The 11987-nt window shown below is 61.9% G+C and carries 8 protein-coding genes; 6 read left to right on the top strand and 2 right to left on the bottom strand.

What is annotated here, in order from left to right; genetic code table 11:
• On the top strand, window positions 1-2013 hold the full coding sequence (gene glgX, locus AC0L3H_RS26775) for a glycogen debranching protein GlgX (RefSeq protein ID WP_473587456.1): 2013 nt from the start codon (window positions 1-3) through the stop codon (window positions 2011-2013).
• Window positions 2003-3628, top strand: a complete 1626-nt coding sequence (gene bglA, locus AC0L3H_RS26770) for a beta-galactosidase BglA (protein ID WP_473491654.1) — start codon at window positions 2003-2005, stop codon at window positions 3626-3628. The genes glgX and bglA overlap by 11 nt, the downstream gene beginning before the upstream one ends.
• Window positions 3629-3638: 10 nt before the next feature.
• Here the strand turns inward: bglA and AC0L3H_RS26765 are convergent, their stop codons facing one another.
• On the bottom strand, window positions 3639-5423 hold the full coding sequence (locus AC0L3H_RS26765) for a pilus assembly protein TadG-related protein (RefSeq protein ID WP_473587455.1): 1785 nt from the start codon (window positions 5421-5423) through the stop codon (window positions 3639-3641).
• Complete coding sequence (locus tag AC0L3H_RS26760; RefSeq protein ID WP_473587454.1) at window positions 5424-5903, bottom strand: TadE family protein; 480 nt, start codon at window positions 5901-5903, stop codon at window positions 5424-5426.
• 644 nt (window positions 5904-6547) lie between these two features.
• Between AC0L3H_RS26760 and AC0L3H_RS26755 the strand changes: the two genes are divergently transcribed.
• The 4 genes from AC0L3H_RS26755 (at window position 6548) to AC0L3H_RS26740 (ending at window position 11960) form a co-directional block, all read left to right on the top strand.
• Complete coding sequence (locus tag AC0L3H_RS26755) at window positions 6548-8140, top strand: peptide ABC transporter substrate-binding protein (RefSeq protein ID WP_473587453.1); 1593 nt, start codon at window positions 6548-6550, stop codon at window positions 8138-8140.
• A gap of 161 nt (window positions 8141-8301) precedes the next feature.
• The gene (locus tag AC0L3H_RS26750) at window positions 8302-9225 is read left to right on the top strand and encodes an ABC transporter permease subunit (protein WP_023799733.1); all 924 of its coding nucleotides are present in this window, start codon (window positions 8302-8304) and stop codon (window positions 9223-9225) included.
• Window positions 9218-10339 (top strand): ABC transporter permease, encoded by a 1122-nt coding sequence (locus AC0L3H_RS26745; RefSeq protein ID WP_473587452.1) that lies wholly within the window; start codon window positions 9218-9220, stop codon window positions 10337-10339. Before AC0L3H_RS26750 ends, AC0L3H_RS26745 begins: the two co-directional genes overlap by 8 nt.
• 1 nt (window position 10340) lies before the next feature.
• Window positions 10341-11960 carry an ABC transporter ATP-binding protein gene (locus AC0L3H_RS26740; protein WP_473587451.1) on the top strand — a complete coding sequence of 540 codons (1620 nt, stop codon included), beginning with the start codon at window positions 10341-10343 and terminating at the stop codon, window positions 11958-11960.
• Window positions 11961-11987 lie beyond the last annotated feature (27 nt).

The following is an 11987-nucleotide window of genomic DNA, read 5'->3' as shown; positions in this document are numbered from 1 at the left end:
ATGAACTCACTCGGTGCCACCGTCACCCGCGGCGGCATCCGCTTTGCCGCATGGTCGTCCGCGGCCAGCCGGCTCTGGGTCTCGATCTTCGACGAGCAGGGAGAGAGGGAGATCGACCGGCTCGAACTCCAGCCGGAAGGCGAGGGCGTTCACGCGCTTTTCGTTACCGGCCTCGCCGCCGGCACCCGATACGGATTTCGCGCCGATGGCGATTATACGCCCGAGAACGGGCTTTGGTTCGATCCCGACAAGCTGCTGGTCGACCCCTATGCCGTCGAAATCGACAGGTCTTATGTCTATGACGTCAGGCTCGCCGCGCGCCGGGGCGAGGGCACGGACACTGCGCCGCTGCTGCCGAAGGCGATTACCGCCACCCTGCCGCGGCCGGCGCCCGTCTTGCCGCCGCTGTTCCAGCCCGGTGGCCTGATCTATGAAGTGCCGGTGCGCGCCTTCACCATGCTGCATCCGGACATCCCGAAGCACCAGCGCGGGACGGTTGCAGCCCTTGCCCATCCGGCTATCGTCGAGCACCTGAAAAAGCTCGGGGTCGGGGCGGTCGAACTGATGCCGGTGACGGCATCGATCGACGAGCGGCATTTGCCGCCGCTCGGGCTGCGCAATGCCTGGGGCTACAATCCCGTGACCTTCATGGCGCTCGACCCGCGCCTGGCGCCCGGCGGTCTCGCTGAATTGCGGCAGACGGTTGCCACGCTGCGTGAGGCCGGTATCGGCGTCATCCTCGATCTTGTCTTCAACCACACCGGCGAAAGCGACAGGCTTGGGCCGACGCTGTCGCTGCGCGGTCTCGACAGCCGCGCCTACTACCGGCATCGGCCGGACGGCAGCTTGATCAACGACACCGGCACCGGCAACACCGTCGCTTGTGATCATCCGGTCGTCAGGGAAATGGTCCTCGACACGCTTCGTCACTTTGTCCGCCATGCCGGCGTCGATGGTTTCCGCTTCGACCTGGCGCCCATTCTGGGGCGGGTCGATGGCGCGTTCGACGCCGCTGCGCCACTGCTCATGGCTATTCGGGATGATCCGCTCCTTGGCGACCGGGTGCTCATCGCCGAGCCATGGGATATCGGCCCGGACGGCTATCAGCTTGGCAATTTTCCGCCGCCCTTCCTCGAATGGAACGACAGATATCGCGACGACATCCGCCGGTTCTGGCGCGGCGACAGCGGGATGGTCGGCGCGCTCGCCACCCGGCTTGCCGGCTCGTCCGACGTGTTTGCCAAGCCAGGCCAGCAGACGAGCCGCAGCGTCAATTTCATCGCCGCGCATGACGGCATGACGCTGGCCGACATTGTTGCCTACGAGCACAAGCACAATGAGGCCAATGGCGAGCAGAACCGCGATGGCCACGACGACAATCTGTCCTGGAACAATGGCGTCGAGGGCGAGACCGGCGACCGGGCGATCGTTACGGCACGTTTCCATGACCGATGTGCGCTGCTGGCCACGCTGTTTGCCTCACGCGGCACGATCATGCTGACCGCCGGAGACGAATTCGGCCGCACCCAGAAGGGCAACAACAACGCCTATGCGCAGGACAACGAGATCACCTGGCTCGACTGGTCCGGGCGCGATCGGGCGCTGGAACAATACGCCGTTTTGCTCGCCGCGACGCGTCGTTGCGTGCCGGCGCTTTCCGACACGCGCTTCCTGACAGGAGAGCCGCCGCCCGGATCAGAGCAACCGGACGCGGTCTGGCTCACTGAAACCGCCACGCCGCTCGACGAGGCAGGCTGGCACGATCCGGCGCGGCACCGCCTGGTCATGATGCTCGGCAGCGATGATTGCCGCCTTGCCGCGGTCATCAATGGCGATCGCCGGGCGTGTATGTTCACGCTGCCGGAGCACGACGGATTTCGCTGGCAGCCAGCCATCGAAGCATCGGACGGCGCAGCCGGAATTTCACGGCCGGTGCCGGGGCGAACGGTGATTTTCATGATCGAACACGAAGCCGCGCAGGCTCAGATAAAGGAGAACCCGAGTGGCAAGTGACCACGCCGAGTGGTGGCGCGGCTGCGTCATCTACCAGATCTACCCGCGCTCCTTCCAGGACACGACGGGGGACGGCAGTGGCGATCTGCGTGGTATCACATCGAGGCTGGCGCATGTCGCATCGCTTAGCGCTGACGCAGTCTGGCTGTCGCCCTTCTTCAAGTCGCCGATGGCCGATATGGGCTACGACGTATCCGACTATACATCCGTCGATCCGATGTTCGGCACATCGGAGGATTTCGACGCAGTGGTCGCCGAGGCGCACAGTCTCGGCCTGAAAGTCATTATCGACCAGGTCCTGTCGCATTCGTCCGACCGGCACGAATGGTTCGTCGAAAGCCGCGCGAGCCGCGATAATCCCAGGGCGGACTGGTATGTCTGGTCCGATCCGAAGCCAGATGGCACCGCGCCCAACAACTGGCTGTCGGTCTTCGGCGGCCCAGCCTGGGAGTGGGACGCGACCCGCAGGCAATATTACATGCACAATTTCCTCGCCTCGCAGCCGGACCTCAATTTCCACAATCCGGAGGTTCAGGACGCCCTGCTGGAAACGGTGCGGTTTTGGCTGGAGCGCGGCGTCGACGGGTTTCGCCTCGATACCGTTAACTACTATGTCCATGACCGCTGGCTGCGCAGCAACCCGCCCCTGGCGTCAAGCGTCGCAGGCACCAACACCGAAACCAATCCGTACCTCTATCAGGAGCATTTGTTTGACAAGACGCAGCCCGAAAACCTGGCTTTCCTCAAGCGGTTTCGGGCGCTGCTCGACGAATATGAGGGCCGCGTCGCTGTCGGCGAGGTCGGCGACGAAGCCCGTTCGTTGCAGACGCTCGCCGCCTACACCGGCGGCGGCGACAAGCTCGACATGTGCTACACATTCGACCTGCTCGGTCCGCAATTCTCGGCGGCGCATGTGCGTGGCTGCGTCGAAGCGTTCGAGAGTGCTGTCTCCGACGGCTGGGTCTGCTGGGCGTTTTCCAACCACGATGTCGTTCGCCATGTGACGCGATGGACAAGGCCCGGCGGCGACCCGGAAAGGACGGCGAAGTTCTCCATCGCGCTGCTGTCATGCCTGCGTGGATCGATCTGCCTCTATCAGGGTGAGGAACTCGGGCTGGAGGAGGCGGAATTGGCGTTCGAGGATCTGCGCGATCCTTACGGCATCCGCTTCTGGCCGGGGTTCAAGGGCAGGGATGGCTGCCGCACGCCGATGGTGTGGGAGAAGGGCGCCAACAATGCCGGCTTTTCAATCGGCAAGCCGTGGCTTCCAATCCCGGAAAGCCATCGCGCCCGCGCGGTCGATATCCAGAACGGCGAGGAAAAGTCAGTTCTGGCCAGCTATCGGGCGATGCTGGCGTTGCGCAAGCGGCATGCGGCGCTGGTACAAGGTTCGATCCGTTTTCTCGATGCCGAGGGCGAAGTGCTTGCCTTCATTCGCGAAGGCGGCGGCGAGAAGGTGCTGTGCGTTTTCAACTTCGCCGAGGAGCCGGCCAACTGGCCGTTGCCGCAGGGTATCGATGTCGCAGAGACGATCGACCTTGGCGCTGGTGCCGCCTTGCAGGAAAAGATTCTGTCGCTGCCGCCGTTGGGCTGCTTTCTCGGACGGGCCGGCTGATCTCTCCAGCTCACTGAACAAGCACAGAGCGCCCGCAAGTCGCGCCCATGACCCGGACATCGGCCTCGCCGACGCGCACGCCCAGCGTCCCAAGCACGTTGTAAACCAATTCGTCGACCGGCGCCGTCACGCCGTTCAGCAGCGCCACCACTGCCGGCTTCACGGTTCCGAGCAAGGCGGTTACATCAAGCCCGAGGCCCAGCGCACTGACCGAAAGCGACAAATTGTTGACCAGCGACGTGGTGAGAGATTGCGTCAGGTTCTTCGTCGAGGCGTTCTTTATCGTCTTGCTTGCGATGTCGGTGCTGTTGAAGGTCAAGATCGTCGGATCGTTGTTGGCGATCTCAACGGCCGCAGAACCATTCACGCCGATCAGATTGAGGGTGAGAAACAGAAGCTTCACGCTGACCTGCGCGATTTCGGCATTTTGAAACGACTGTGGGTTGCTGAAATCGGCGAAGGCGGATGGGCTGTTATCGGCATCGCTGGCGCCAAGGTGCAGCGAGGCAAGGCCCGGACGTGCGGCAATGGTAACTTTCAAACTGTCGGGGTGCCCCGTCGGGCAGCTGATGTCGGTCAGCTTGGCTTCGGCAGAGGCCACCTCGACATGCAGCGGCAGTTTGACGGCCAGCAGGCTGATGCCGCCACCGAGGTTCGCATTGCTGCCGCCGACGGACGCCACCAGCTTGATCCGCGTCTGCGCCGTACGCACCACAGCACCCTTCTCGCCGATTGTCAGCCATGGCGAGAATTGTGCAGGTTCGCCGATCGCAATGGCAAGCGTGGTGGAGGCAAGCCCCGGAATGGTGGCTCCGAGATTGAGCTCGACCTGCTTCGAGCCGTTGGCCAGTGCAGCAGCGGTGGTCAGCATGCCCATGGCGCTGGCGGCGACCGAAAAGCCGGGCGACTTTTGCCCGAGGCCCAACTGGCCCATTGATCCAAGATCGACAAGATGATTGAGCGGTATCTTGACCGTGTTGGTGGTCCTTGACGCGATTGTCTGCAAAGCCAGCTTGCTGGTGCTGCCAACGGGTGAAACATTAGCCATGGCGGTCGCTATCTCGCCCACCGTCGCTTTCGAAGCCAGCACCTCCGAATAGCTGACACCCGTCAGCTGCATCTCAACGGCAAGGGCATCGATGAACGAAAGCAGGTTCACGTCGGCAGCGATCAGAGCGTTGTAGTCCATGACGCTGAGCGCGATGTTGCCGCCCAGGAACTTGCTGAGAAGAGCGTTGAGGATGCCGCCATTGACGCTGAGAAGCCTGGACCCGACCGAGAACATCGCCTGCGGCGCTATGCTGGCCACGGCTTGGGTGCCGATCACCGGCGTAGGGATAAGCGAACTCGCGAAATAGCGGGCAGGAACCTTTTTCAACGTGACATGGACGGCGTTGTAGGGCGTTTTGCCGGCCTCGAAGCGCTTGTCGACGCCGAGCGACGACTCTGCTGAATATCGGCCGGGGGTGACCGACACCACAGTCTTTCCGAGGGCAGGGGTGATCGTCTGCCCTGCCTTCTGAACAACGATACCCGGCATTCCGTTGTCGCCGAGCGTGGTCACCACCGCGGCGTCAATGTTGTTGATGTTGGAGGCGGCGGTGATTGCCGCCAGATCGACCAGCGACTGAGCCTCCCGGCGCTCCACATAGATCGAGCCTTCATCGATGGCGAAGGCGGCCAGCGCCAGCGCGAACGGTGCGCACAGCGCCGTCATGACGGCGAAGTTCGCCGTCTGGTCGCCAAGCATCGAGCGGGCGCCCCGGCCGATCCTGCCCGCCAAAGTTTGCCACATTCAGATGCCTCCAACCCGGATTGTCGACTGACGTGAGATCGTGGTGCCAGGCATTGGCAGTGCCGGGAACAGATTCCAGACCGGCAGGTTGCGGGCATCATATTGGATTGACACGACGAACTGGTTTCCGTCGGCCGTGCTGTCCTTGGCCTGGTAAGTCAGCTTGTCGGAATCGACGAATGGATATCCCGCGGCATTGGTGGTGACGAAACTGGTCACCAGCGCCTGGCGCTCAACTTCGTTCAGCCCGGCAATCGCCGTGCGTGCGGCGTCCGCTGCGATCTGCTGCACGGAGTGACTGGCGCCAAAATAGATCCCATATGCAACCATGCCGAGCAGAAGCATGATAAAAAAGGGCGCAAGCAGTGCGAATTCGATCGCGGACGTTCCGGACGGTTCTCGAAACTGGTGTAGTTTGCGTTTTAGCTGACGCGTATTGCGCCGCTTTATAGCTATTGTCCCAATTTCCGCGCTGTTCATGTCCGTCGCCCATCAAGACATACCGAAGCTCGCAAAAGATGTAACCCGTGGCTGCTTAAAGGCGGATTAAGACATTGTGGCAAAGTGGAATCGACGAAAGATTTCCTGCCGGAAGCGAATGCTTGAAGCGGTTCTTCCGCCAAGTCGTGGAATTCATCAGCCGACGCAGCGCCCCGCTTCGACGCCCGACTTCTTCAACAAAAGCGGCGCAACCTGCTCGTTGCAGAGAAAGCGCCGTCGATCCCATCGACCACAACCTAAAGTTTAGTTGTAAGGGTCCCCATTGACTTGCATCAATATCATGCGATCCGCTGCAGGCTATTGCCCGTCCCAACGTCCCGCGCGTAACGGGGAGGGGCTTTCTCAAGAGGCCTTGGTGAGATTGACGCGGAACCGGTCACGTCGGCGCTGAGGCACGGTCCACGGGCTCGACTGCTATTTTGCCGATCGCGCAGTGGCTGTCGCTGCGCCTTACTTAGGGTGACCTCACGAGTCTGTTGAAATAAAAAATCACCACGTTACTGTTTGCCCACCAGCCGCCGGAAAGGGAACCGGCGGCGCGCTCAAAGGGGCCAGCTAATCGGCTTCGGGGCGTCAACACTCAAGAGGCGCAGCTGAACGGCCGCCTCGACAGGGAGAACTTCATGCTGAAAAACATGCTGAAGGCGACGGTGTTCGCCACAACCATGGCTTTGGCCGCCGGCACGTTCTACACGCCAGCCTTCGCCGAGGTCGTCTACAACCGCGGCACCGCCGCCGAATCGGAGTCGCTCGACCCGCACAAGACCTCGACAATATACGAAGCCGCTGTATTGCGTGACCTGTTCCAGGGGCTGGTCATGCAAGACCAGAAGGCGAACGTCATTCCGGGCGCCGCCGAAAGCTGGACTGTATCGGACGACGGCACCGTCTACACCTTCAAGCTGCGCAAGGACGGTGTCTGGTCGGATGGTAGCCCGGTCACGGCAGATGACTTCGTCTACGCGTTTCATCGGCTGGAAGATCCAGCCACCGGCGCCGAATATGCTTCGATGCTCTATCCCGTGAAGAACGCCGAGGAGGTGAACACCAAGAAGGCGAAGCCGGAGGAGATGGGCGTCAAGGCAATCGACGCAAATACCCTGGAAGTGACGCTGAAGGCGCCCACGCCCTATTTCCTTGAAATGCTGACCCACCAGGCGACTTTTCCGGTCAGCAAGGCGTCCATTGACAAGCTCGGCGCCGATTGGATCAAGCCGGGCAATCTGGTCTCCAACGGCCCCTTTAGCCTGGCGGAGTGGGTTCCCAACGACCACATCAAACTGGTCAAGAATCCGAAATTCTGGGATGCTGCGAGCGTCAAGCTCGACGTCGTCAACTACATCCCGACCGAAGATCGTTCGTCGGCGATAAAGCGCTTCGAGGCCGGCGAACTCGACAGCTACGACGACCTCCCGACCGAGCAGCTCGCCGATCTCAAGGCCAAGTTTGGCGATCAGATTCGCGTTGGACCTTACCTCGGCACCTACTATTTTTCGATCAAGACCGACAAGGCTCCGTGGGACAACGTCGAACTGCGCAATGCTATCTCCATGGCAGTCGACCGCGATTTCCTTGCCGAAAAGGTCTGGCAGAACTCAATGCTGCCCGGCTATTCGATGGTGCCTCCGGGCATTGAGGGCTATACGCCGGCAATGGCCAAATACGCGGACATGTCGCAGATCGACCGCGAGGATGAGGCCAAGAAGGTACTCGAGAAGCTTGGCTATACGCCCGAGAAACCGCTGAAGATGGAAATCCGCTACAACACGTCGGAAAACCACAAGAACACTGCAGTCGCCATCCAGGAGCAGTTGAAGCCGCTCGGCGTCGAAATCACGCTGCTCAACACCGACACCAAGACCCACTACTCCTTCCTTGAGCAGAAGGGCGACTACGACGTGGCGCGTGCCGGCTGGATTGCGGACTACAAGGATCCGGAAACCTTCCTCGGCATCTCCCGCAAGGCAAGCGGCAACAACTATTCGGGCTACAACAGCCCGGAATTCGAGAAGGCCATGGACGAGGCGGCCGCCGCCGGCGGCAAGCCCGAAGAGCGCATGAAAGAACTAGCCGAGGCCGAGCGCATCCTCGTCGATGACGTCGGCAACATCCCGCTTCTCTACTATAGCTACAAGGATATCGTTTCTCCGAAGCTTCATGGCTTCGAGGACAACGTCATGGATGTGCATCCGTCCCGCTTCATCTCCAAGGACTGATCTCCTTGGCCGGGCTGCCGCTCCCTACAGCGCCGCGCGTCCTTTGGGGCGCGCACAGGGCGCTGTAACGTATTGATTTTGCACGTGATCCTCTCCGGACCTTCGGCTCGGGTCATGCGTTAGGGGCGGCGGTCCCGGTTTGCTAGCAAAGCGGGGAACCGATGCTGCGTTACGTATTCCGGCGGCTTCTGACCGCCATTCCGACGCTGTTGGTCATCGTGACCATGGCGTTCTTCCTGATACGCGTCGCGCCTGGCGGCCCGTTCAATCAGGAGCGGGGCCTGAGCCCCGAGATCAAGGCCAATCTCGAAGCGCAGTTCGGTCTCAATGACCCGCTCTGGCTGCAATATGTCCACTATCTCGGCAATCTGCTGCGCGGCAATTTCGGTCCGAGCTACAACATGCCGGATTTCACTGTCGGCGAATTGTTTGCCAGGGGCCTGCCCGTTTCGATCCAGATCGGCGCCTCGGCCCTGATCCTGGCGCTGCTGCTCGGCGGCCTCCTCGGCACCATTGCCGCGCTCAACCAGAACAAGCTTGCCGACTATTCGGTGATCGCTCTGGCGACCGCCGGCAGCACCATTCCGACCTTCGTCATTGCGCCGGTTATCCAGCTTCTGTTCGGTCTGACCTGGAAACTGCTGCCGATCGGCGGCTGGGGCGATGGCGCCCTGCTCAACAAGATCGGCCCTGTGCTGACCCTCGCCCTGCCGCAGATCGCCATCGTCGCCCGCCTGATGCGCGGCTCGATGATCGAATCGTTGCGCTCGCACCACATTCGCACCGCACGTGCGCTCGGCCTGTCGGACTGGTCGGTGGTCGTCAAGCATGCGCTGCGCGGTGCCATATTGCCGATTGTCTCCTTCACCGGCCCGGCGGCGGCGGCACTGCTCACCGGCTCGATCATTGTCGAGACGATCTTTTCCATTCCCGGCATCGGCCGCTATTTCGTCGAGGCCGCGCTCAACCGTGACTACACGCTGGTCATGGGCACCGTGGTGGTCATCGCGCTGTTCACCATCGTCTTCAACCTGATCGTCGACGTCATGTATGCCTTCGTCGATCCGAGGGTGCGCTATGACTGACATCGCAGCCACCGCTCCGGCCATCGTCGGCCGTTCCCTGTGGGGCGATGCCTGGGCGCGCCTCAAGGCCAACCGCGCCGCCATGTTCAGCCTGTATTATCTTGCCTTCATCGCGATCCTCAGCGTGTTCGGACCCTCTTTTGTGCCGCATCGATACACCACCATCTACGCCGACTATGTGCGCATGCCGCCGAGCTTGTCGGCCTATCCGAAGCCCGACAAGATAGAAACCGCGCTCAACGAGGCGATCAAGCGCATGCGTGTCGAAATCAAGCAGTGGCGGCAGGAAGACAATCGCATCTTTGTCACCGTCACATCGCGCAAGCCGATCGACGACCGCAATGTCCGCTACCTCGACCGTTCCGATGCCTTCGACAACACCAAGATAGAGAGCAAATCGGCTGACGGCCTTGAAGCGGTGATGAGCGCTTCAATCAGGCAGCAGTATTTCCTGTTCGGCACCGACAATACTGGCCGCGATCTCCTGTCGCGGACGCTGATGGCCGGGCGCATCTCGCTGGCCATCGGCCTGCTCGCCGGGGTCGTTGCGGGCGTCATCGGCGTGCTCTACGGCGCTGCGTCCGGCCTTGCCGGCGGCAGGATAGACGAGGTGATGATGCGCATTGTCGATGTGCTGTATTCGCTGCCGTTCATTTTCTTCGTCATTATGCTGGTGGTGTTCTTCGGCCGGAACTTCGTGCTGATGTTCCTGGCGGTCGGCGCCGTGCTGTGGCTCGACATGGCGCGCATCGTGCGCGGACAGGCGCTGTCGATCCGGCGGCAGGAATATGTCCAGGCGGCGGAGGCGATGGGCATAGGCCAGCGCGGCATTCTGATCCGCCACGTCATTCCCAACCTGCTCGGCCCAGTGGTCATCTATATGACGCTGCTGGTGCCGCAGGTCATCATCCTGGAGAGTTTTCTGTCGTTCCTCGGGCTCGGCGTGCAGGAACCGATGACCAGCTGGGGCGTGCTGATCTCGACCGGCGCCAAGAACATCGGCACCGCCAACTGGCTGCTTCTGTTCCCAGCATTTTTCCTTGTCTCGACGCTGTTCGCGCTGAATTTCGTCGGCGACGGCCTGCGCGACGCGCTCGACCCGAGGGACCGTTGAGATGATCGCTTCCGAAACCATCCTCAGCGTCAAGGACCTTCGCGTCCGCTTCCGCACGCTTGACGGCGTGGTCGAGGCGGTCAAGGGCATCAACATCCACGTCAATGCAGGCGAAACCGTTGCCGTGGTCGGCGAATCCGGTTCCGGCAAAAGCCAGACGATGATGGCGGCGATGAGCCTGCTGGCCTCGAACGGCGAGGCGACCGGCGTCGTCGACTATCGCGGCCGCAACCTTTTGGCCCTGCACAAGTCCGAGCTCAACCAAGTCCGCGGCCGCAAGATCAGCATGATCTTCCAGGAGCCGATGACCTCGCTCGATCCGCTCTATTCGATCGGCAACCAGCTGATCGAACCGATCCGCCGGCATCGTGGGCTAGGCGCGGCGCAAGCACGCGAAGAGGCGCTCAAGCTCTTGCGGCTGGTCCATATTCCCGATCCCGAGCGGCGGATGAAATCCTATCCGCACGAATTGTCGGGTGGCCAGCGACAGCGGGTCATGATCGCCATGGCGCTGGCCAACGATCCCGACATACTGATCGCAGACGAACCGACGACCGCACTCGACGTGACCATCCAGGCGCAGATCCTCATGCTGCTCGCCGAACTGCAGCGCAAGCTTGGCATGGCGATCGTCTTCATCACCCACGATCTCGGCATTGTCCGGCGCTTTGCCGACCGGGTCTATGTCATGCGCTACGGCGAAGTCGTCGAGGAGGGCGAGGCGGAAGCGATCTTCGTCAGTCCGCAGCATGCCTATACCAAGATGCTGTTGGCCGCCGAGCCGACCGGAACCAAGGCGCCGCCACCGCCAAATGCGCCCGTCCTGCTCGAAGGCAGGAATGTCGAAGTGACCTTCAAGATCGGCGGCGGGTTTCTCGCCGGAGAGCCGCTGATCCTGCGCGCGGTCGACCACATTTCGATACGGCTGAAACGCAACCAGACCATCGGCATCGTCGGCGAATCCGGTTCAGGAAAATCGACGCTCGGCCGAGCCCTGCTGCGGCTCCTGCCAAGCGATGGGCTCATCCGCTTTGGCGATCGCGATATTTCTGCCGCCGACCGCCAGGCCATGCGGCCGCTGCGGCGCGAATTGCAGCTGGTCTTTCAGGACCCGTTCGGTTCGCTGTCGCCGCGCATGACCGTCGGCCAGGTCATCACCGAAGGGCTTCTGGTGCATGAGCCGACCCTGTCGGGCAGGCAACGCGACCTCCGCGCCGTCGAGGCCTTGCGTGAGGTCGGGCTCGACCCGAATGCGCGCAATCGCTACCCGCACGAATTCTCCGGCGGCCAGCGCCAACGCATCGCCATCGCGCGGGCGATGATCCTCAAGCCCAAGGTGGTCGTCCTCGACGAGCCGACGTCGGCGCTCGATCGGTCCGTCCAGAAGCAGATCGTCGAATTGCTGCGCGAGCTGCAGGCCGACCATGAACTGTCCTACCTGTTCATCAGCCACGATCTCGCCGTCGTGCGTGCCATGGCCGACTACATCATCGTCATGAAGCAAGGCAAGATCGTCGAGGAAGGGCCGACCGAGGCGATCTTCAGCAATCCGCAGGCACCCTACACGCAGACGCTGATGGCCGCGGCCATCGACGTCACACGGTTTCGCTTGAGCGCATAGCGCGGCCGGTCAGGACTGCAGCGGATA

The organism is Mesorhizobium sp. WSM4816 (genome assembly GCF_055811535.1).
Note: the sequence above shows the minus strand (reverse complement) of the source record. Positions and strands in the feature narration are given on the sequence as shown.

Bases quoted from the DNA above. Each gene is read 5' to 3' on its own strand.
- AC0L3H_RS26755 (WP_473587453.1), top strand. From the start codon at position 6,548: ATGCTGAAAAACATGCTGAAGGCGACGGTGTTCGCCACAACCATGGCT.
- glgX (WP_473587456.1), top strand. From the start codon at position 1: ATGAACTCACTCGGTGCCACCGTCACCCGCGGCGGCATCCGCTTTGCC.
- AC0L3H_RS26745 (WP_473587452.1), top strand. From the start codon at position 9,218: ATGACTGACATCGCAGCCACCGCTCCGGCCATCGTCGGCCGTTCCCTG.
- AC0L3H_RS26740 (WP_473587451.1), top strand. From the start codon at position 10,341: ATGATCGCTTCCGAAACCATCCTCAGCGTCAAGGACCTTCGCGTCCGC.
- AC0L3H_RS26765 (WP_473587455.1), bottom strand. From the start codon at position 5,423: ATGTGGCAAACTTTGGCGGGCAGGATCGGCCGGGGCGCCCGCTCGATG.
- AC0L3H_RS26760 (WP_473587454.1), bottom strand. From the start codon at position 5,903: ATGAACAGCGCGGAAATTGGGACAATAGCTATAAAGCGGCGCAATACG.
- AC0L3H_RS26750 (WP_023799733.1), top strand. From the start codon at position 8,302: ATGCTGCGTTACGTATTCCGGCGGCTTCTGACCGCCATTCCGACGCTG.